We start from the raw sequence: 20,649 nt of genomic DNA, 5'->3' as shown, positions 1-20,649 counted from the left end.
ACTCCGTTCTGTTTTATGTGATTTATCTCTTCGCAAAGGTTCTTGGGCTTTCTGCCAAGGCCTTTTTAGTTTGTCAAATTGACACCAGATCCCACATCACCGCATAACTAGTTGCTATGAACCTAACGCAAAAAATAGCATCGATGAATTTAAGAAACAAATCACCGATGCCGTTGAAATGAATTACATCATCTACCCCTTAATGTTATTCATCTGACTATTTATACTTAGACACATTTTCTTTCGTAACCAAGTGAATTGGTGACGTTGTGTGCTTAGGTACTGACTTGCCTTGATAGTGTGCATAGGCAGCCTTGATGGCCAACTGTCCTTCAACTTCTGGTGACTGGGCAATAATACCAGAAATCTTGCCTTGCTTAACAGCAGTTAATCCTTGAGGTTCACCATCAATGGAAACAACAACTAGATCAGGATTGTTAATGGCTTTAACGGCCCCGAGTGCCATTTCATCATTTTGAGCAAACACACCTTGGATAGATGAGTGAGCCTGCAAAATATTTTCCATAACGGAAAGTCCCTTAGCACGGTCAAAATCTGCACTTTGCTTCGTCACAATCTTCAGATTATTCTTGGCAGCGGTATTGAATCCTTTACCACGTTGAATGGCAGCATCCGCACCAGGCGTTCCCTCAAGTTCAGCAACCTGACCGCCCTTTGGCACTTTGCTCATCATGTACTGAGCAGCCATCTTACCGGCTTTAACGTTATCAGAAGCAACCGTCGTCAGTAGTTTCCCACCGTTAGATCCACGATCACAGGCGATAACCGGAATACCAGCGTTGTTTGCATCCTTAACAGCAGGAACAATGGCATCTGAGTCAACAGGGTTAATGATGATAACATCAACCTTCTTCTGAATCAGATCTTCAATGTCGCTGGATTGTTTGGAACTATCATTTTGTGCATCAAACACTTCAGTTTTAGTGCCATTTTGTTTGGCAACACCATTAATCCCGTTACGAACAGAAATGAAGAACGGGTTGCTCAATGTTGAGAGTGATACCCCAACCTTCAGCTTGTCCTTTGATTTCTTGGTAGTGTGCGTTCCACCGAATGTTGGCGGTGTTAATGAGACTGCTTTACACCCGGTTAAAATAATTGAACTCAATGCAAACAACGCAACTAGAACAAGTACATATCGTTTACCCTTTTTCATGAGTACCCCTCCCTAGGCTTTGGCCTGCTTACGATCGAGCAGGACAGCGACCAGGATCACGATCCCTTTAACGATCTGTTGATAGAAACTTGAAATTCCAAGTAAATTCATACCGTTGTTTAGGACCCCGATAATTAAGGCACCAATCAACGTTCCGAACATCTTACCTTTACCACCTGCTAGACTCGTTCCACCTAACACAACGGCGGCAATGGCATCCATTTCGTAGGCCACCCCTGCATCAGGCTGAGCAGATGCCAGACGTGACGTTAGAATCATCCCAGCAACCGCAGAAAGAAAACCTGCCAGAGTGTAGATCCAAATGATCATTTTATTGTTCTTAACACCAGCAACAAAAGCAGCACGAGGGTTACCACCCAAGGCGTAAGTCTTACGACCAAACGTTGTCCGGTGTAACAGAATAAACGCAAGGATGTAGAACAATACCATAATGTAGACAGGGAATGGAATACCGAATAAGTAACCTTGACCAAAGAATTGGAAGCCAAAGTTATTGCTCATCTTGGCACCTGTAATTGGGTTACCTTTAGTAAACACATACGTTGCACCACGGAAAATTGTTTGTGTCGCCAACGTTGCGATAAACGGTGCTGCTTTACCATAAGCAATTAAGACACCGTTCAATGCACCAAAGATACCACCAGTAACCATCCCAATCAGGAAGGCAATAAACGACGGCACGCCCATCAATACTAACTGTGCAGTAAACGCACCACTTAACGCTAGAATCGATCCAACAGATAGGTCAATTCCACCAGTCAGGATAACAAATTCCATCCCAAAGGCAATCAACGCGTTAATGGAGACTTGGCGAAGTAAATTCAATAAGTTCAGTGGATCAAGAAACGAAAAATTCAAAATTGATACAAGCACAATTAGAACAATCAGGGCGACCAGCGGACCAAGTTTCGAATAAAAGTCGCCAAAGCTAAAGTGACGCTTTGTTTCTGTTTGGTTATCCATTAGTTTTCTCCTCCCGTTGCTAATGTCATAACACTCTCTTGGGTCGCGGTAGCAGTTGGCACAACCCCCATTAGCTTTCCTTCATACAGTACGGCAATGTTATCTGAAAAACCGAGTACTTCATCAAGATCACTAGAAACCATGATGATGGCAGTTCCACGATCTGTGAGTTCGTTCATCAAATCATAGATTTCACGTTTAGCACCAACATCGACCCCACGAGTTGGCTCATCCAAAATTAGCACTTGCGATCCGGAACCTACCCACTTAGCCAAAACAACTTTCTGTTGGTTACCACCAGACAAACTGCCTGCTTCATCTTCAGCACTATTTGCTTTGACGGTCAGTCGCTTCATCAGCAAGTTAACGAAATCCCTGTCAGCCTTACGATCAATCATTCCGTGCTTGACGAATCCCTCAATGCTTGGCAGATCGATGTTGTCAGCAATACTGTCGTCCAAAATAAGCCCTTCAGATTTGCGATCTTCAGTTAAAAATCCAATATTATCCTTGATGGCATCACTTGGATTTGAAATCTTGACTTGCTTTCCATTTACCGTGATTGTCCCTGAATCAAGTTTGTCAATTCCAAAAATGGCACGCATGACTTCCGTTCTACCTGCACCCATTAATCCAGAAAAGGCGAGGATTTCCCCAGAACGCACGCTGAAACTAATATCTTTAAAGACACCTTCACGTGTTAACTTGTTGGTTTCTAACATGACTTTGCCAAACTTGGGATGACGGTCAGGATAAAAGTCACCCATATCTCGACCAACCATGTCGTGAACGATTTGTTTAACGTTGGTTTCCTTTGTGTTGTACGTGTTAATCGTTAGTCCGTCACGCATAACAGTCACACGGTCGGAAATCTCAAAAAGCTCTTCCATTCTGTGTGAAATATAAATAATACCCACACCCTGCGCTTTAAGAGACTTAATCACGTCAAACAACTTGCCAATTTCATTTTCTGTCAGGGCAGCCGTAGGTTCATCCATGATAATGATTTTGGCATCTGTCATTAAAGACTTCGCAATTTCAATCATTTGCTGTTGTCCAACAGATAAATTGCCAATTGGCTGATTTAAGTCTAGTTTCACATCAAGCTTGGCTAGTGATTCCTGTGCAATCGCTTTCATTTTTACGTTGTCGATAAAGCCAAACCGCGTCTTAATTTCCTTGTTCAAAAACATGTTGTCTAGAATCGGCATTTCACCAAAATTATTCATTTCTTGATGAATAAAGCTGATGCCATGCTGTTCCGCTTCCAACGCGCTAGCAAAATGTGTTTCTTTACCGTCAACTTTGATTGAACCACCGTTAGGCTCCAATAAGCCCGTCAAGATATTCATCATTGTCGACTTGCCTGCACCGTTTTCTCCCATCAACGCATGGACCTCTCCGCCCTTAACGGAAAAGTTAACGTCTTTTAAAACGACGTTAGGACCAAACGCTTTAGAAATATGTTGCATGTCAATTTCCATCTGTGATTTTGCCTCCCCTAAAAGGTTACGCCACTCTCAAGAATAATATTTGAATACGGCGTCATTTCCCCTGTCCGTACAAATGCATGCGCCTTGCTAAGATCTGCCTTCATCTGATCGTGCGGAATGAATTGAATCTCAACGTCTGGTAATAGTTCTTTAACCGCCGTTAGTTGTTTCGGATTTTGAGTCTTCATTTCTTCTGCCAGAAAAATCCGTTGTACTTGAAGTTCACTTAAGATGTTTTTCAGCACATCGATAAAACTTGGCAGGTTCTTAGTAACCGCTAAATCAATCTTCTCTGTCCCAGCAGGCACTGGCATTCCTGCATCGCCAACTGCCAGCGTATCAAAATGCCCCATTTGTGCAATAACACGCGATAAGTCTGAATTGATAACTGTTGTTTTCTTCATTTGAAACGTTGAACCACCCTTCGATTAATGTTTGTGAAAAAATCCAGTAAAACGATTTACGTACTTCACTCGTATAGGATACCAATTTATGTAAGCGTTTACAACACTTCGTACTCAAATTTAGAAATTTTGTTTATACACTAGCAATCTAGACAAAAAAATCTTCCTAAACGATAGATCATAATCGACCTATACATTTAGAAAGAAGCATTTAATCAAGCATAATATCGAACATTTACATTTTGGCAATTCACAATCTTTTAACCGAGTTACGTTCCCTTAAACTAACATCAACCATCTTAAGTTGTGGACTCAATTCTGGCGTGCTCAAGCGACTCATAATCATTTGGCCGGCCCACACGCCCATGTCGTAAATCGGTTGATGAATTGTTGTTAATCGTGGCGTTACATAATCGTCTAAGTCAATGTCATCATATCCGATCACTGAAACATCCTCGGGCACGCGCACGTTTGCTTCCTGCAATCCCCGAATCAGCCCAATGGCCATTTCATCGTTAGTACTAAAGACGGCCGTTACCTTGGATTCGATAATATCAGCAGCGATTTGTCGACCACCCATTTTCGAAAGCACCGTCGGAAAAATCAACTGTGAGTCAAACGGAATCTGATTTTGCTCAAGTGTGTGCCGATAACCTGCCAATCTTAATTTCACATTTTGTGATGGCTGCTCTGGTATCACAACGGCAATTTTTCTGTGTCCAGCATGAATCAAATGGGATGTGGCCAGTTCACCACCGTGCTCATCGTTCACAATTATTTGATCCCCGCCACTTATGGGATCAGCTTGGTCAAATAACAGATATGAAATGTGAATCGGTTGTAATAAGTCCTTAATTCCTTTATTCCCAATCGCCGACCCCGCAATGATGACACCATCAACGCCGCGCTCAATGAATGTTTTTAAATAATACCTTTCCAGGGTCTCATTGTGATCTGCCGACAAAATAATCGGCACACACTCACTCTCATACATTGCACTTTGAATACCCCTCAGAAAAGTACTGAAAAAAGGGTTAACAAGATTAGGCACGATGATGCCAACAGTCTTCATTGAGTGGTTAATCATACTTCTTGCATTAAAGTTTGGAACGTAGCCGAGCTTATCTCTCACGGCCATTACACGATCTCTGGTGGCTTTGGGAAATCGTTCTCCTTTACCATTCAATATTTGAGAAACAGCCGTAATTGATAGTTCTGCCGCTTCAGCCACATCTTTGATAGTTACTCGTTTACCCACAGTTATCACCAAACTTTCATCACATAGAATGCCTATTAGTAAAACTTTTACCATATCATCATAACAAAAAGTAAGAAGATAACCATGTTTTTTATTATTTTTTATTTAAGCAAATACCTTTATCTAAGCATTGGAAGCGTTTGCTAAAACTCAGCTACTTTCAATCTAAAATAAAAGAGACAACCATTTTGGTTATCTCTTCTCTAGTTCAAATTGCCTCAGCAATAAATTATCACTTTAGGATTTCTCGAAAGGATCTAGCGGCTCCCTCAGCAAACATTGCGCTGCTTATTTTCCCACCAACAATAACGATCTCCGCGATACCTTGTTTCCTAAGCCTCTGAGCATTGTCTAAATCAATTCCGCCAGCTACAGCGATATGCTTCACTTTAGGATGTAATTGATGAAAATTAGCGAGCATTTTGGGTGCGTCAATTTTGGTACCAAGATCATTATTGTGATGAACCAAATAAACGGCGTTATCGAAAGTATCAATTTTTGCGACTTGATTCTCAGGCACATCAGTCAAGTCAATCATCATGTGCTGAATCGCATTAGTTTCCTTATAACATAAAGCAATTGTCGACGGAGACGCTGAGCCCATGACTGTTAGATAATCGGCGCCATAATAAAAGCCGGAATGAAATTCATAGGCGCCTTCATCAACAGTCTTAATGTCATACAATACACGACTGTGACGAGCCAACTGTGCAAGTTTACTGACATCATTAAACCCAAAATCTTTAATCAGCGATGTACCAAACTCAATGATATCGGCGATACCATTCAAGCTTCGGACTAGCTGCTCGGTTTCGGTTAACGACTTACGATCAATTGCGACCTGTAATTTCATTCCGACTTCCTCAGAAAGAGATCTTTCAATATTTACTTTAGTGATTACAAGAATGACTTGTATGGTAGATTAATCGGATGCGTATAACGATCCTTGAATCCACGATCATGATAATATTCCAGTTTATCTTGGTCGTCAGGATAAACAAATCGTCCACCTGGTAACCAAGAGAATGGATGGAATTTATAATCCAACCTCTCTTTACGCATTTCCCACAATGCTTCAACTTCACTCGGGTCTCCAAGCATGTTTGACCATACATCCCAATGTAGCGGAATGACAATTTTTGTATTTAAGTCTTCTGCAGTCCGTAGAACATCTACGGAAGTCATTTTGTCTTGGACACCGATTGGATTTTCTCCATATGCCACAATTGCGACATCGACGTCAAAGTCCTTACCATGTTTAGCAAAGTAAGATGAAAAGTGTGAATCGGCAGCATCGTATACGGTGCCTGCATCAGTTTTCAAAACATAATTAACGGCTCGAGCATCCATATCAGGCACCTGTTTATCATCAGGCAAATCTTTTTCGTCGGGATCAGTAATTAACACCGAGCGGTCAAAGGAATCTGTCACATCGATTTCAATGTCCTTTACTTTGATGACATCCCCGGGTTTGACGATACGACACCGGTCAGCCGGAACACCCCAGTCAAGCCACTGATCAACAACATCTTTAGGCCCAATAAATGGAATTGGCTCCTTTACGTTTTGCAAAATGGCCGCAGCCACATTCATGTCAATGTGGTCATGGTGAAAATGCGTCACAAGATATGCGTCAAGATGATGAATTGCAAACGGATTAATGACCATTGGTTGAGCCCGTAAGTTAGGCTGAATTTTACGGCCCCCGGTCAAACGGGACCACTGATGACGTGGTGACATGTCAGCCTTGTCATGTGTTGTTTTACCAGTACCGCACCACAAATCAATGGCAACACTCGTCTGCTGATCAGACTTAAGCCAAATGCCCATATTAACTAGCCACCACATTTCAAACTTGTTTTGTGGTACCTCAGTACGATCAATTTCTTCGTTTAACCACGTTCCCCACTCTGGGAACACTTCATCTTTCCATGTTTGTTCTGTGACATCATTTACATTATCAACTGACATTTTTCCACGTTCCTTACTTATTCTCTAATTCTGCCATTTTTGGATCTAAGTGGGCTTTGATATCGTTTTTGTCCACAAAGTTTGTCAAAACGATGGTCTTTTCTTTATCTTCTTCAGGAAAATCTTCAAACAATTCCCGTGTCGTTACATAAATGTCAGCTGGAGCACTTCGAATACTGCCTAAATCAACAGTGTCTACATCAACTTCATCTTTACCTTCTTCAGACAAAATACTTTCAATGTTCATCTTTGCAATAACACTTGATCCAACACCTAAACCACATACAGCAATAATTTTCATGATATTTCCTCCAAATTTCGTTTGCGTTTAAATTACAGAATAAAGCCAACAATCGCGGTGCGAATGAACTTTAGCAGGTACATAAGTGGCATCCAAACAAGAGCATAGTCGATGTTTGACCACGTTAACCCACTGCCGTACACAGCACCAGTAAGTGGATAGAACAGAATGACGGCAGCTGATGAAATCATCCCAGTGATAAATCCGGCCATAATGGCACCACGCCAACCACCAGCCTTATTACCAAATACCCCCATGACATTCCCGTCAAAGTACATAATGATTGGACTTGGGAACACGATAACAGGAGATTTGAAAATAATTGTGGCAAACGTGATCAAAATACAACCAACAGTCGAACCAAGGAAACCAAACATCCCACCCATTGGTGAATAAGGGAAGATGGTTGGCGCATCCAAGGCAGGAATCGCACCAGGAAGGAATTTATCAGAAATCCCTTTAAATGCTGGCACAATCGAACCAATAAACATCCGCACACCAGAAAGTAAGATAACAATCCCAGCCGTAAACGTGAATCCTTGTAGAATTAACCACATGATCCAGTTCGTAGCATCAGGACCTTTCCCTGCAAGTTGTTGGATGCCTGCAGGACCAACGGCTAATCCGATTCCAACAAAGATAATTGGCATTAAGAAGAACAGAACAATCGTATTGTCTCGGAACATTGAGGCCCATTTAGGCAACTTCATATTATCGGCATCCTGTTCAGGTTTGGAACTACCAAACCATTTACCAATAAAGTGAGCAACCAACGACCCAACCTGATCCATAAACCCTAGCGTGGACACATCATGCATCCATGGTCGTGAAATGATTCTTGGAATTGCAGGTGAATACGTGTAGTAGACCGCGTTCAGAACCGTCCCAACAACAATCGTCCAAAAACCGTTGGTATGTAATACAACTGGCAACGTAACATTCATAAACGCTGCGTGGTAAAGCATTAGGTGGGCGGTTAAATAGGCGTTCTTAAAATTCTTTCCTGATGAAATTCTTACTAATACCAAATGGAGGAAGAATGCCAATAGGAAGGTGATAACCGTGTTCTTTGCAATGCTGCTAAAGCGAAGTACCACGCCAAAGACAGCATCATTAGTTGGTAGAACCCCTTTAACATGAAGTGTTGAGTTCAACTTTGTGACCACTGGCGATAGAGAAGTAATTAAAATTCCGGCACCAGAAGATAAAACGGTTAATCCAATAACAGTTTTAACTGTGCCATCAACAACCTGCGGAAACTTTTTGCGTTGGAGCAATAATCCAACCAACGCTACCAAGCCAAGAAAAATAGTTTCGTTACTCAAAACCTGATAAACCAAGAAATTAATCACTTGCATTACTGATCGCCCCCGTTGATCTGTTCAGCAATATGCTTTGCGTCTTCTCGTGTTTTCGCACGACGCAAAGTTTCTAAGTTTTGACTGTCATTCAAAAACATAACAATCTTTTGCAACAATGAAAGGTGGGCCGTATCACTGGTAGAAGCAAGAATAACCACCAGATCAACTGGATCGTTGTCTTTGTTTCCAAACTTCACGGGTTCCGCCAATGTTGCAATTGCGAACCCTGTTTGATGCACAGCTTCTGACGGTCGTGCATGACCAAGCGCCAATCCTGGTGCAATCACAATGTAAGGGCCTAATTTTTTAACGGAATCAATCATTGCTGTAACGTAATCATTAGTAATTTTTTTACCATCTACTAATGGCTTGGCAGCAACCTGAATTGCTTCTTCCCAGTTTGATGCATGTACCTTTAACTGCACTTCATCAACAGAAAGCTTTGGATCGGTGTCCATAATTTTACCTCCGTAATGTAAAATAACGTCATAAATTTCTAATTAGAAATGATTGCTTTTTACATTTACTATTATAATCGAAACCGCTTTCATTGCAAGCTAGAAAATTTTAAATTGTCATGTTATCGTTATGTCACACTACAAATCATTAGTTTTATGAATTAAGGAAGATAAAAACAAATGGAATTAAACATCTTTGACCGGATTAAAGACATCTACCCGTCCCTTGGACACAGTAGTAAGAGCATCGCAGACTATTTTCTCGCCAACCAAACTAATGCTTCCTCCAAAACCGTTACTGAACTTGCTGGGGACTGCCACGTTTCTGTTGCCACAATTTCACGTTTTGCAAAACAATTAGGTTACACTAATTACTCACAGCTTAAATGGGCACTTTCAAATCAAATGAGTAAAAGCGCACCCACCATTCAAGAAGTTGCTGACACTGACACACCAAAGATGGTTGCTAAAAAAACACTCGATGCAAATATCGAAACCCTAAATGGTACATTCGATTTAATGGATGAAAAAGACTTGGAAAAAGCTGTAAATCTCATCGTCCACGCTAAAAAATTGGAATTCTTTGGTCTCGGTGGATCAAACATTGTGGCTCTTGACGCCTATCACAAATTTCTACGAGTTCCCTTAAACGTTCTACATGATACCGAATACCACTTGGCCTTAATGCAAGCCTCTCGAATGTCTGATTCTGACTGTGCGGTTGTAATTTCGCATACTGGAAATGATACGGATACACTTGAAATCGCTGAGGCCTTAAGATCTAAACATGTGCCAATAATCGTTATCACAAGTTTTCCAAATTCACCTTTAGCTGAATACGGGAATGTAGACTTCTTCTCCATTTCTGAAGATTCTCGATACCGATCTGAGGCATTGCTATCACTAACCTCTCAATTGGCAATCAACGATTGCTTGTATATGCTAACGGCACAATATTTTGGCAAATCTGCAGAAATAGTTCTTGATGAAATTCGTTCCACTATTTCAAAAAAGCATCCTGCATAGAATATAAACAAAACAACAGTCAGGCTACATTGATTCCAGTGGTCTGACTGTTGTTTTACTGACAAGTAATTTTGGCTTAAGTTATATTCGGAGCAATGACTAAGCATCCACTCAAGTAGGACTTGCTACAACTCTAAACTAGATTTTTTAGCAGTTTCTTCTACCATCTGAACACTAACAGCAATGCTTTCACTGGCCCGATTCAAATCCCACTGACGCAGTTTCGATGAAAAAGGTTCAAATGAATAATTTCCGGAATATCCAGATGCCTGTAACAGTCGAACATACTCAAGGCAACGACTTTCATCGGCATTATCAAGCATCATTCGATCTTCATCTGCAAGTGAAGACACTGATTTTCCGGGTGCAACTGTACTCATATGAACAAGGCCAATTTGTTTTACATCTACTCGCTTTTGAATATCCCGAGCAGTTACACCGGCTAGAAAGTAATGAAATGTATCCGCTACTATTTTAAAATTGTCCACACCGCTAATTTTTAGTGCTGCTTGCGCCTCCCAAGGCGTTTGTAGAACACTATCAGCAAAACCTAATGGTTCTAGTAACCCTTGAAGACCAAAGCTTTTTAAAATTGCTGAAAATGAACGTAGCGCAGTTACCAAATCTTCTTGCCGTTGTCCGTCCGAGCGTGTATCACTGGCATCACGCGTCGGACAAAAAATGATTCTAGTAACTGAAAGTTGTTTAGCCACTTCACACATTTGTGTAAGAATATCGACGTTATTTTGAAGTAATTCTGCTGAATCAGCATTTCCCAGCGCATTAATTGTCTCAATTTTTAAGCCTTTTAAAACCGATTTGACCTCTTCAATTGATCGCCCGTCAGTGATGGATTCAACCGTAGGTACTCCAGATAAATCATTCCTCAATTCTACTATTTTAATGTTATTGTCTTTGGCTAATTGCGCAAATTTTTCCAACGACATCCCTGGAGCAACGTTCCGGTTTATCCCGATTCGTTTTTTGCTGATCATATTTATCCCCTCACCTGCTGGTCATTTTTATGCTTCAACTGACGTTCTCAATTTATTTTATTCAGAGTCTGTGAATCATTTTAATTCGAGACCGTCCCTAATACTTTTTAACGTCTTGTTATTGGACCATTCAACTTTATCAGGCCATGCAAAAACATTATTGGTGACGATTCCATCAAACTTTGTTTCTTTTAGAACTTGATAGAGTGTTTTAAAATCAACCTCTCCTTCTCCGGGATTCAAATGCTGATGGATTGTAACAGGTGCCTCAGGCGGATTAATAATATAACGTAATCCAAAATTTCCTTTGTGATTAAAAGTGTCAGCAATCAAAATATGCGATATCAAACCATCGGCCTCTTTAAACTGCTGACGGACATCTCCCAAACCGTCATCGTAATAGAAAGCATGCGCTGAACACCAGACTTGGCTAACAATATCCGAATCTAAAGATCGAATTAATCTAGATGCTTCTCTACTAGTTTCAATGAAATCATTCGGATGTGATTGAATTTCCAATTTGATGTTTTCCCGATCAAATATTGGCAACAATTCTTCCATAGACTTGTACCACTGACCTTCGGAAGCTACAGCATTGTATTTATCACCAGAAAATTCAGTATTAAGGGTATCTACGCCCAATTCTGACGTTATTTCAATTGTGCGTTTCATATTACGAACTGCGGCACAACGTTCTTGTTCATTTGGCGATGACCATTGCTGAACTGGTAAAACGGAAGAAATACGAACGCCTGCATCGTCACACCAGCGTCTGACACTTTTAATCATTTGCGTATTTACTTTGGGATATTGATAAAACCAAATGAAGTCTTGTCGTGGTGAGAGCTCAATATATTGATATCCTAATCGAGCTACCCTATCAACCATATCTTTGAATGACATATTATCTCGAAACATTGATGGATCGTATGCTAATTTCATATCGATCATCTCCTAGTCTTCGCTGTACAATTCAGGCCGGTCAATTGGCAATGTAATCGCTTCTTTGATTCCACCTTCATTACGCGATTTATGGAGTGCATCAACCGTAGTCATTGAAATTAACCCATCCCAGGCGCTAGGTCCAACCGCCCTGTCTTCATTGATTCCGTTCGCCCATTCCTGCATTTCAGTATCATACGCTGTCTTAAAACGTTCTGTGTACTCTTCAGGAATATATTCTTCCTGATGCAGATTCGTCTTAACACTTGTATAATGTGGCGTTTCAAGCCGTAGTACACCTTTTTCACATACCACTTCGCAATTAATGTCATAACCCATCTGATTGTTTACAAATACCTCCAAGTCAACATGTACACCTGATTTAGTATCAATCGTAATTACTTGTGGATCATGCAAATTTTTGTGAGTATATCGCGTTTGTTTTTTGGGTAAGAAAGTCGATCCGAACTCATAATCATCATTAAGCAACCAATGGAGGATGTCGGTTTCATGAACCGCCGTATCTGCAATTGCCATCGGAGTATCATACGTTTCGTCCACTGTTTCGTTTCGATGCGTTGCGTGCACTAACAAAGGTTCACCATATCTTCCGGAATCTATTTCTCTCTTTAACTCAATATAGCTCGGGTCAAAACGACGCATGAACCCGATCTGTGTATAACGCTTTCCAAGTTTCACTTCCGCATCAATGACTCTCATTGCATCATCTGCAGTATCTGCGATTGGCTTTTCGCAAAAAACATACTTTTTCTGTTTAATGGCTTCAAGTACGAATGGCACGTGTGTCCGATGCTGTTCCTCTTGATTGCCTTCCAACGTAACTACCACAACCGCGTCAATGTCAGGTGAGTCAATTAAATCCATGGCATTGTCATAAACCTTAACGTCATACATTTTCGAATATTTATCTGTTAACTCCTTTTTTAAATCACAAATACCGTTCAGCCTCACGCCGCTGATTCTGTTAGCCAGCCTATCCAAATGACTTGAACCCATATTTCCTAAACCAATAACTCCGACATTAATTGTCATTTTCATACCCTCCAATTATTGTGATTGATTTTACAAATACACTATAAGGACTAATGAAAGGGCTTACAATTAATGATTGTGCATACTTATTGTACTTTTATGCATTAGTTTAAGACATGCAAGTAACTATAAATGCGACTGTCTAAAGAACCGTGGAGTATACCCAGTTGCTTGCTTAAACCGCTTGATAAAATGTGGAGAATCACTAAAACCGCATTCTTGAGCAATCTCCTCAATTGTTTTATCTGAATCAGTTAACGCCTCTTGAGCATGAATTATCCGTTGACGAATAAATGCTTCATGTATCCCCATACCAAAATACTTTTTAAATTGGTGTGACAACGAAGAAGAACTAGAACCGAAAATATCGCCAATTTCTGTAATAGAATAATTCGTTGCAAAATTATCTTGAATAAACAGCATTACATTTTCAATTTGTGCGGGCACTGTTTTCACTGTGTGAGGCTTTATCTGCTGTCCTCCTTGCTCTCCATAGATAAGTAAACTCAGCAGCACACGATACAAACCTTCAGATAATTTGGCTTCATCAATTTTATTTTTTTCGTGTAGCTTGATTTGGTCGACAACTTCCCACACTTGATTGCAAAGATTGTCATTATTGGTCACCAAAATTGAATGGTTGAGTAGGAAACGGTCAAAAAAGCTTTGTACTTCATATCCTCTAAAATGTATGAATGAAAAGTGTGTTTCACTTCGCGCCAAGTATCTATTGGGTTCCTTGCAATCTAAAATCAGCACGGACTTATCTAGCGCTGTAAACCATTTTCCATGATAAAAAAAATCTAAAGCCCCAAAATCAATGCACATTAAAATAAAAGAGTTCATATAATCACGTTTGACTTGATATGGCGTTTTAACAATATAATCACCTGCCCATAACGGATAAATCATATAGTGACGAGATAAGATTGAAGGTACATTAAAATATAGCAACTTTTGAGAAATCCCTGCCTCATGCCTTGGAATAAAGTGTGAATATTGCATCTTAACTCCTCCGTTTTGCCCCTTACGTTTCTAAGAATGACTTCGAGTGATTAGCCACGATCCCCCAACCAATAAAAGGATGCCAAAAATTTCTTGAATATTAATAGTAACCTTGTGCCCGCCAAACCACCCAAAAAAATCGATCATAATAGACATTAGTAATTGACCCGCAATAAATAGTCCAAAAAAAGTAGCATACCCAATTCGTCCAGGTACAATAACCGTTGACAAAACAATCAATGCGCTAAGAATTCCGCCTGTCCAAAGCCACCAATTGTCTGCTGCGGGCTTTATCAAAGACACATTATTACGCTCGATACTCGCCGCCAACAGGAGCATAATAACTGCACCAATAAAATTACTAATTGCTCCTGTTAAATAAGCTGAATTAATGTGAGTACGTAGGGTAGCATTAACACCGCTTTGAATAGGTTGAAAGCTACCTGCAATCAGTGCAAAAAACAACAATAGTAATTTCTCCATTACAACGTCCTCCTACACGCAAAAGGCCAATCACGGAAACCCGTGATTGACCTTTTATGCTATGACCCTTATCAGCAACGATACAGGTTTTAGTGCTTTGAATCCTCTTTATAAGACTTATCATATTTTGATCTGAAATATTTTTCAATTTCTTCAAGGGGTACACCCTTTGTTTCAGGAACCCTTATATGAACAAACACTATTCCTAAAACACAGCATGCAGCGAATATATAAAAGGTATATGACATGTTCCAATCCAGTAGTACTGGGGATAATAACCCAACAACGAAATTACCAATCCAAAGTATAAAAATGGTAATTCCAGTTCCAATACCACGGAACCTCTGTGGAAAGATTTCTGAATTGATCAGCCAAGTAACAGGCCCTAAAGTACCCTGGAAGAAAATAATGTAAATGTAAACAAGGATAACGATAGTGATACCTGCCCAGCTTGCATTTGGCACTGTCGAATGAATCACCCCGGCGATGACTAGCGTGGTTGCACAAATGATTAGGCCAGAATACTCCAATTTTTTACGACCCAGCCAGTCAATTGTGAACATCCCTAGAACCGCACCAACAACAGACAGTAGTCCATTACCGGTATTCAAAATGGCAGCAACCGTTGGATTAAATCCTGAATCTTGAATAATCTTACCACCGTAATACATTATGGAATTAATCCCTGCAAATTGTTGAATAATGCCTAACATAGCACCTGTGATAAGGATTTGCAGTACCCAACGTGTTTGAAATAATTCTTTAAAACTCGCTTGTTCAGCTGCCTCTTCTTTGTCGGCCTTATTCTTGGCCTCGATTTCGGCCATCTCGGATGGCACTGATGCAGCAGAACGAATTTTTTTCAACACTTCGAGTGCTTTTGACGTTTTATTTTGAGAAACCAACCATCTAGGTGATTCAGGAACCAGATACATTCCCAACCATAAGATAATTCCGGGTATAGTTCCAAGCCCGAGCATCCATCGCCAAATTGCTGCATTGCCTGCGCCTAATGGTGTTAATGCCGCATTCACGCCAAATGCAATAAATTGTCCTGAAACGATCATAACTTGTGCGGTCGTAACCATTTTGCCCCGAAATTCAGAAGGAGCAATTTCAGCAATATAAACCGGTACATTCGCCGAAGCTGACCCAACTGCTAAGCCTAGTAAAAATCTGAATATAATCAGTATGGCAATGCTGGTCGAGAATGCACAACCAAGTGCTCCAACTGCGAAAATAATTCCCAAGATAGTTAAAATTCGTTTGCGGCCAATTTTATCAGCTAACGGCCCACCAAAGATAGCTCCAAATGCGGCACCTAAAGTTAATCCTGAAGAAACAATCCCCTGTTGAAAGGATGTTAAATCAAGTTGCTGTGCTTTGGCCATGAACTGCAGTGACCCATTAACAATCCCAGTATCATACCCAAAAAGGAGTGATCCCATCGCAGAAATGAATGTGGCGGCCCATAAAAAGCCAACATGTGATTTTTGGTCCTGACTTTGATCCATTATTGTGTCTTCTTTCTTATAAGTAGGTTATAGGTCATCCCTTTGGAATATTTACCAGTTTTCCCGTGTTAGCGGACTCCTGACATGCCTTGGCAATCTTCAAAGCTCGGATACCATCCTCAACAGTTACTTCTGGCTGCTGGCCTTTTGCAATGTTGCTAATAAAATCTTGAACTTCATCTAAAAAGGCTTCATCGAAACGAGCGCCAAAACTCTGCAAGGATGGTCTAGAGACACCATTTTCACTAAAGACTGTTACGCGATTAAGATCCGGATGTTCGCCCACACGAAGCCAGCCATTAGAACCCATCACTTCGAGTTCGACCTGATTGCCATGTGCGGCGTGGCGACCACCAATTAAAGTAGCAATGACGCCACCATCCATTTTCAACTGCGCGACCCCAGTTTCAAATTCTCCAATATCCGCCAAGTCAGGTGCGGCAATATTGCTAGTTAATCCATATGCCTCAACTGGTTCCTGATGCGTAAACCATCGAATTAAATCAACATCGTGAATATTCATATCCACGAAAATGCCGCCAGAGTCAGCTTCAGATGCAAATTTCTTGAAGCTTTCCATTCCGGATATTGGATCAATTCCGTAACCGCGCATATAAATGATTTTACCAATCTTGCCTTCATCAACTATCTTCTTTGCGTACTGATAGGACTTGTCATAGCGGCGCATAAATCCACTTTGAAAAATTTGCTTAGGGTGTTGGTGAATGGTATCTGCCATTTTTTGAACTTCATCAAGGTCAAGACCAAGTGGTTTTTCGCAAAAGACATGTAATCCCGCATTCATAGCATAAGTTGTCATTTCTGGATGGAAAGGTGTCGGTGCAACAATAACCACAGCGTCCAAATTGGACTGATCAATCATTTCCTTATAATCAAGGAATATTTTTTCAATTCCAAGATCATCGTGTGCCCATTGCAATTGATCTTTATCAAGTGCACATGCCGCAACAACGTCAACTCCTTGAATTTTCTCAGTTAAGTGGCGTGCATGCCTCGAGCCTAAACGGCCTAAACCAATAATTCCAACGCGAACCGGATTTGTCTGTTTTGTCATGGCTAATTCCTCCGAGAATCCATAACCGTTACTTTTCAGCGTATAAAGCTGGTGCTTCAGGGAAGCTCAAATCTTGGGTAGCACCTTTATCGTTCAATGAAGTGATGGCAGCGTCCGCAGTAACGGCAGCAATGTAACCGTCCCATGCAGATGGACCAACTGGTGATTCTTCTTGTGAAACATGATCGATAAAGTCACGGAATTCGATATCGTAAGCACTTTCGAAACGAGCCTTCCAGTCTGTCAAAATGGCAGTGCTGTATTCAGCGTTCAAACGAGTAGCAACTTGTGGTACCGTTGGCAATTCCAGAACCCCTTCTTCACCAATAACATCACACTTAATGTCATAGCCATACTGACAACGAACAAAGACTTCGATAATGATGTTAATACCAGTCTTAGTTTCCATCATGACAATCATTGGGTCTTGAATCTTAGCATTTTGAACATACTTAGTTTGCTTTGGACTAAAGACACGAATATTTGCATAGTCATCATTGATTAACCAGTGATCCAAATCAATTTCGTGAATTGCTGTTTCAATAATTGAACGACTTGAATCATATTCTTCAGGCTGAGTTTGGTTGTAATGGCGTTCGTCAATCATTAATGGCGCACCAATTTTACCCTCATCAATCATTTGCTTCATTTGTACATATTCAGGTGCGTAGTGGCGCATGAATCCAACCTGCAACATCCGTTTGCCATATTTCTTTTCTTCGGCAATGATGTCCAAACATTGTTTTGCATCCAATGCCAATGGCTTTTCACAGAATGTGAACTTACCGGCTTTTAAAGCTGCCATTACAATTTCGTAGTGGGCTTCGTTATTCGCAGTACATACAACAACGTCAACATCTGGGTCGTTAACCAAATCGTGATAATCCAAATAGTCATGAGCAGTTAGTCCCTGTCGGTCCAATTCTTTCTGTGCTTTTCCGGGTACAATATCACAAACAGCAGTGACATCCACGTTAGCAATAGTTTTCGTCAAACGGTGTAAGTGATCTGATCCAATAAAACCAATACCAACAATCCCTACTTTGGTAACATGTGTTTCAGCCATGATGTAATCTCCTTATTTTCTTTAATTGCTTTAGTTGAATTGAGAAATTAAATTATTATCGATGTACTTACGGGCAATTTGAGCCATTTCCAGTGGATTGGCTTTATCAGGATCCTGTTCAGCTTCAACAACAATCCAACCCTTATAGTTGTTTTCAACCAATTTTTTAAATACAGGTTTGAAATCCAAATCGCCATCACCAGGCACTGTGAACATCCCGTTCAAAAAGGCTTGCTGGAAAGTGAGTCCCTTTGCACGTGAATCATCTTCCTGCTTTTTGCGAACATCCTTGAAATGAACATGAACAACTCGATCAATATGGTCGTTTAATAGGCTCATGTAGTCTCCATCAGAAACATAAATATGTCCTGTATCGAAAAGCAGACCGACCTTGTCTGGATCAGTGTTCGCCATCAAGCGATCCGTTTCTTCTTTCGTTTGAATGCCAGTTCCCATGTGGTGATGATAAGCAACCTTAATCCCATACTTGGCAGCAATTTCACCGTAATGGTTTAACCCTTGGCAAACTTCATCCCATTCTTTATCTGTAAAATGCGGCTTGTCCGTGAAAATATTGGCTGTATCAGATCTTTGGATCGTATATGTTTGTTCAGAGACAACAGCGACTGGGGCATTAACCGCTTTCAAAAATTGACAGTGTTTTTCAAAGGCTTCACTCGCCTTTTCAATACCGTCACGAATGATATAACTACTGAACCACTGACCGGCAATGTGCAGATTGCGTAATTTTAATTCATAGTTCAATTTTTCTGGTGCTGGGAAGAAACCACCCACTTCGGTGCCATCAAACCCTGCAACAACAATGTCGCTTAATAATTGCTGAAGATTATTTTCTTTACCAATTGATGGAATATCATCATTCCGCCAACCAATTGGAGCAATACCCCATTTAATGTCGTTTTTAACATCTGATGCCATAACTATTGCCTCCGTTTTATATGTCTTGAACTGAAACAACTGCGCCTGTATCTAATGACTTCTTCGCTGCTTGAGCTAAACGAATCGCACGAATACCATCTTCAAATGTGCACTGGACTTCGTGTTCTCCGCGAACTGCACCAAAGAATGATTCAAGTTCTCTTTTATATGCATCCATGTAACGCTGTAAAAAGAAGAACATTGGTTTATCTCCCGCAACGTTATCCTTTGAGGAATAGGTCGTCGTCGAATCTGTCACATTATCGGCGTGCGCCATGCCTTTCGAACCAAACAATTCAATGCGCTGATCATATCCATACACGGCCTGTCGACTATTATCAATTACACCCATCATTCCATTCTTGAACATTAATGTAATGATGGCAGTGTCAATATCTCCAGCCTTGCCAATCTCGTCATTAATCATGACGTTGCCAGTTACAAATACACGATCAACTTCTTCGCCAGTAATGAACCTTGCCATGTCAAAGTCATGAATCGTCATGTCCATGAAAATACCGCCAGAATGACGAACATAATCCATCGAAGGTGGTTCTGGATCACGAGAAGTAATTTTTAATATCTGCTCATTTCCAAGACTGCCATTTTTTCTATAATCGACTATCCGATCAAAATTTTTATCAAACCGACGATTAAATCCGACTTCGAATTTAACGCCGGCTTTTTTGACAGCGTCTAATGCTTTTAAAATTTCAGCATTGTCAAACCCGACTGGCTTTTCGCAAAAAATATCTTTGCCCGCTTTAGCAGCGTCAATAGTCATTTGTGGATGTAAATCTGTAGGCGTACAGATCAAGACCGCTTGAATATCAGAATCATCTAACACTTCGTGATAATCCTTGACGATCTTTTTCACTGAATATTTTTCAACCCAATCATCCTTAGCGAGAATGTCGCAAATTGATTCAATTTTGACATTATCTATCTGCTTTAAATTTTTGAAATGAACATTTCCAATACGCCCCATACCGATAATCCCGATTGTGATTTTTTTGTCATTGCTCATGTGAATACCTCCTTTCATGTTATGATATGAAGCATTTTTCAACTGAGCAAATGCTTGTGAAAATATATATAAAAATGGCATTTTCACACCACCTGGGTATCCCCAGCTGTTCGCTGC

Annotated in this window: 21 protein-coding genes; 1 reads left to right on the top strand and 20 read right to left on the bottom strand. The window is 40.6% G+C overall.

Annotated elements, in window-relative coordinates:
- Positions 1-217: 217 nt before the first annotated feature.
- The 10 genes from GB993_RS08460 to GB993_RS08415 form a co-directional block, all read right to left on the bottom strand.
- Positions 218-1,177, bottom strand: coding sequence for a substrate-binding domain-containing protein (locus tag GB993_RS08460; RefSeq protein ID WP_161003918.1), 960 nt, complete (start codon positions 1,175-1,177; stop codon positions 218-220).
- Positions 1,178-1,189: 12 nt separating this feature from the next.
- On the bottom strand, positions 1,190-2,161 hold the full coding sequence (locus GB993_RS08455) for an ABC transporter permease subunit (RefSeq protein WP_017260718.1): 972 nt from the start codon (positions 2,159-2,161) through the stop codon (positions 1,190-1,192).
- Complete coding sequence (locus tag GB993_RS08450) at positions 2,161-3,645, bottom strand: sugar ABC transporter ATP-binding protein (protein WP_161003917.1); 1,485 nt, start codon at positions 3,643-3,645, stop codon at positions 2,161-2,163. Before GB993_RS08450 ends, GB993_RS08455 begins: the two co-directional genes overlap by 1 nt.
- 17 nt (positions 3,646-3,662) lie before the next feature.
- On the bottom strand, positions 3,663-4,058 hold the full coding sequence (gene rbsD / locus GB993_RS08445) for a D-ribose pyranase (RefSeq protein WP_161003916.1): 396 nt from the start codon (positions 4,056-4,058) through the stop codon (positions 3,663-3,665).
- A gap of 250 nt (positions 4,059-4,308) precedes the next feature.
- Positions 4,309-5,316: a ribose utilization transcriptional repressor RbsR gene (rbsR, locus tag GB993_RS08440; protein ID WP_161003915.1), complete on the bottom strand. Its 1,008-nt coding sequence runs from the start codon at positions 5,314-5,316 to the stop codon at positions 4,309-4,311.
- Between the two features lie 232 nt (positions 5,317-5,548).
- Positions 5,549-6,169 (bottom strand): orotidine 5'-phosphate decarboxylase / HUMPS family protein, encoded by a 621-nt coding sequence (locus tag GB993_RS08435; protein ID WP_161003914.1) that lies wholly within the window; start codon positions 6,167-6,169, stop codon positions 5,549-5,551.
- A 44-nt stretch (positions 6,170-6,213) separates the two neighbouring features.
- Positions 6,214-7,287, bottom strand: a complete 1,074-nt coding sequence (gene ulaG, locus GB993_RS08430; RefSeq protein ID WP_017260712.1) for an L-ascorbate 6-phosphate lactonase — start codon at positions 7,285-7,287, stop codon at positions 6,214-6,216.
- A gap of 13 nt (positions 7,288-7,300) precedes the next feature.
- On the bottom strand, positions 7,301-7,588 hold the full coding sequence (locus GB993_RS08425; RefSeq protein WP_017260711.1) for a PTS sugar transporter subunit IIB: 288 nt from the start codon (positions 7,586-7,588) through the stop codon (positions 7,301-7,303).
- A gap of 32 nt (positions 7,589-7,620) precedes the next feature.
- On the bottom strand, positions 7,621-8,946 hold the full coding sequence (locus GB993_RS08420) for a PTS ascorbate transporter subunit IIC (RefSeq protein ID WP_017260710.1): 1,326 nt from the start codon (positions 8,944-8,946) through the stop codon (positions 7,621-7,623).
- Positions 8,946-9,407 carry a PTS sugar transporter subunit IIA gene (locus GB993_RS08415; protein ID WP_161003913.1) on the bottom strand — a complete coding sequence of 154 codons (462 nt, stop codon included), beginning with the start codon at positions 9,405-9,407 and terminating at the stop codon, positions 8,946-8,948. The genes GB993_RS08420 and GB993_RS08415 overlap by 1 nt, the downstream gene beginning before the upstream one ends.
- A 180-nt stretch (positions 9,408-9,587) precedes the next feature.
- Between GB993_RS08415 and GB993_RS08410 the strand changes: the two genes are divergently transcribed.
- Positions 9,588-10,433, top strand: coding sequence for a MurR/RpiR family transcriptional regulator (locus GB993_RS08410; RefSeq protein ID WP_161003912.1), 846 nt, complete (start codon positions 9,588-9,590; stop codon positions 10,431-10,433).
- 125 nt (positions 10,434-10,558) lie between these two features.
- On the opposite strand, the gene GB993_RS08405 is transcribed toward GB993_RS08410, so the two are convergent.
- The 10 genes from GB993_RS08405 to iolG form a co-directional block, all read right to left on the bottom strand.
- On the bottom strand, positions 10,559-11,428 hold the full coding sequence (locus GB993_RS08405; RefSeq protein ID WP_161003911.1) for a TIM barrel protein: 870 nt from the start codon (positions 11,426-11,428) through the stop codon (positions 10,559-10,561).
- A 75-nt stretch (positions 11,429-11,503) separates the two neighbouring features.
- Positions 11,504-12,370, bottom strand: a complete 867-nt coding sequence (locus GB993_RS08400) for a sugar phosphate isomerase/epimerase family protein (protein ID WP_161003910.1) — start codon at positions 12,368-12,370, stop codon at positions 11,504-11,506.
- A 12-nt stretch (positions 12,371-12,382) separates the two neighbouring features.
- Entirely contained in the window at positions 12,383-13,423 is a 1,041-nt protein-coding gene (locus GB993_RS08395) for a Gfo/Idh/MocA family protein (RefSeq protein WP_161003909.1), read from the bottom strand.
- Between the two features lie 126 nt (positions 13,424-13,549).
- Positions 13,550-14,428, bottom strand: coding sequence for an AraC family transcriptional regulator (locus GB993_RS08390; RefSeq protein WP_161003908.1), 879 nt, complete (start codon positions 14,426-14,428; stop codon positions 13,550-13,552).
- Between the two features lie 30 nt (positions 14,429-14,458).
- Positions 14,459-14,911: a DMT family transporter gene (locus GB993_RS08385; RefSeq protein ID WP_161003907.1), complete on the bottom strand. Its 453-nt coding sequence runs from the start codon at positions 14,909-14,911 to the stop codon at positions 14,459-14,461.
- An 89-nt stretch (positions 14,912-15,000) separates the two neighbouring features.
- Positions 15,001-16,425 (bottom strand): sugar porter family MFS transporter, encoded by a 1,425-nt coding sequence (locus GB993_RS08380; RefSeq protein WP_161003906.1) that lies wholly within the window; start codon positions 16,423-16,425, stop codon positions 15,001-15,003.
- Between the two features lie 34 nt (positions 16,426-16,459).
- Positions 16,460-17,500, bottom strand: coding sequence for a Gfo/Idh/MocA family oxidoreductase (locus tag GB993_RS08375; protein ID WP_161003905.1), 1,041 nt, complete (start codon positions 17,498-17,500; stop codon positions 16,460-16,462).
- 28 nt (positions 17,501-17,528) lie between these two features.
- The gene (locus GB993_RS08370; RefSeq protein WP_161003904.1) at positions 17,529-18,566 is read right to left on the bottom strand and encodes a Gfo/Idh/MocA family protein; all 1,038 of its coding nucleotides are present in this window, start codon (positions 18,564-18,566) and stop codon (positions 17,529-17,531) included.
- Between the two features lie 30 nt (positions 18,567-18,596).
- Positions 18,597-19,505: a myo-inosose-2 dehydratase gene (iolE, locus tag GB993_RS08365; protein WP_017260704.1), complete on the bottom strand. Its 909-nt coding sequence runs from the start codon at positions 19,503-19,505 to the stop codon at positions 18,597-18,599.
- A 16-nt stretch (positions 19,506-19,521) separates the two neighbouring features.
- Positions 19,522-20,613, bottom strand: coding sequence for an inositol 2-dehydrogenase (gene iolG / locus GB993_RS08360; RefSeq protein ID WP_238331632.1), 1,092 nt, complete (start codon positions 20,611-20,613; stop codon positions 19,522-19,524).
- Positions 20,614-20,649: the final 36 nt, after the last annotated feature.

Source organism: Furfurilactobacillus milii, assembly GCF_009864005.1.
GTDB lineage: Bacteria > Bacillota > Bacilli > Lactobacillales > Lactobacillaceae > Furfurilactobacillus > Furfurilactobacillus rossiae_B.
This window is presented reverse-complemented; position numbering and strand designations above follow the sequence as displayed.

Coding starts and splice junctions, on each gene's coding strand:
- ulaG (WP_017260712.1), bottom strand. CDS start 7,287: ATGTCAGTTGATAATGTAAATGATGTCACAGAACAAACATGGAAAGAT.
- GB993_RS08460 (WP_161003918.1), bottom strand. CDS start 1,177: ATGAAAAAGGGTAAACGATATGTACTTGTTCTAGTTGCGTTGTTTGCA.
- GB993_RS08420 (WP_017260710.1), bottom strand. CDS start 8,946: ATGCAAGTGATTAATTTCTTGGTTTATCAGGTTTTGAGTAACGAAACT.
- GB993_RS08455 (WP_017260718.1), bottom strand. CDS start 2,161: ATGGATAACCAAACAGAAACAAAGCGTCACTTTAGCTTTGGCGACTTT.
- GB993_RS08390 (WP_161003908.1), bottom strand. CDS start 14,428: ATGCAATATTCACACTTTATTCCAAGGCATGAGGCAGGGATTTCTCAA.
- iolG (WP_238331632.1), bottom strand. CDS start 20,613: ATGCCATTTTTATATATATTTTCACAAGCATTTGCTCAGTTGAAAAAT.
- GB993_RS08435 (WP_161003914.1), bottom strand. CDS start 6,169: ATGAAATTACAGGTCGCAATTGATCGTAAGTCGTTAACCGAAACCGAG.
- GB993_RS08425 (WP_017260711.1), bottom strand. CDS start 7,588: ATGAAAATTATTGCTGTATGTGGTTTAGGTGTTGGATCAAGTGTTATT.
- GB993_RS08400 (WP_161003910.1), bottom strand. CDS start 12,370: ATGAAATTAGCATACGATCCATCAATGTTTCGAGATAATATGTCATTC.
- GB993_RS08405 (WP_161003911.1), bottom strand. CDS start 11,428: ATGATCAGCAAAAAACGAATCGGGATAAACCGGAACGTTGCTCCAGGG.
- GB993_RS08450 (WP_161003917.1), bottom strand. CDS start 3,645: ATGGAAATTGACATGCAACATATTTCTAAAGCGTTTGGTCCTAACGTC.
- GB993_RS08415 (WP_161003913.1), bottom strand. CDS start 9,407: ATGGACACCGATCCAAAGCTTTCTGTTGATGAAGTGCAGTTAAAGGTA.
- GB993_RS08370 (WP_161003904.1), bottom strand. CDS start 18,566: ATGGCTGAAACACATGTTACCAAAGTAGGGATTGTTGGTATTGGTTTT.
- GB993_RS08385 (WP_161003907.1), bottom strand. CDS start 14,911: ATGGAGAAATTACTATTGTTGTTTTTTGCACTGATTGCAGGTAGCTTT.
- iolE (WP_017260704.1), bottom strand. CDS start 19,505: ATGGCATCAGATGTTAAAAACGACATTAAATGGGGTATTGCTCCAATT.
- GB993_RS08410 (WP_161003912.1), top strand. CDS start 9,588: ATGGAATTAAACATCTTTGACCGGATTAAAGACATCTACCCGTCCCTT.
- GB993_RS08375 (WP_161003905.1), bottom strand. CDS start 17,500: ATGACAAAACAGACAAATCCGGTTCGCGTTGGAATTATTGGTTTAGGC.
- GB993_RS08380 (WP_161003906.1), bottom strand. CDS start 16,425: ATGGATCAAAGTCAGGACCAAAAATCACATGTTGGCTTTTTATGGGCC.
- rbsD (WP_161003916.1), bottom strand. CDS start 4,058: ATGAAGAAAACAACAGTTATCAATTCAGACTTATCGCGTGTTATTGCA.
- GB993_RS08395 (WP_161003909.1), bottom strand. CDS start 13,423: ATGACAATTAATGTCGGAGTTATTGGTTTAGGAAATATGGGTTCAAGT.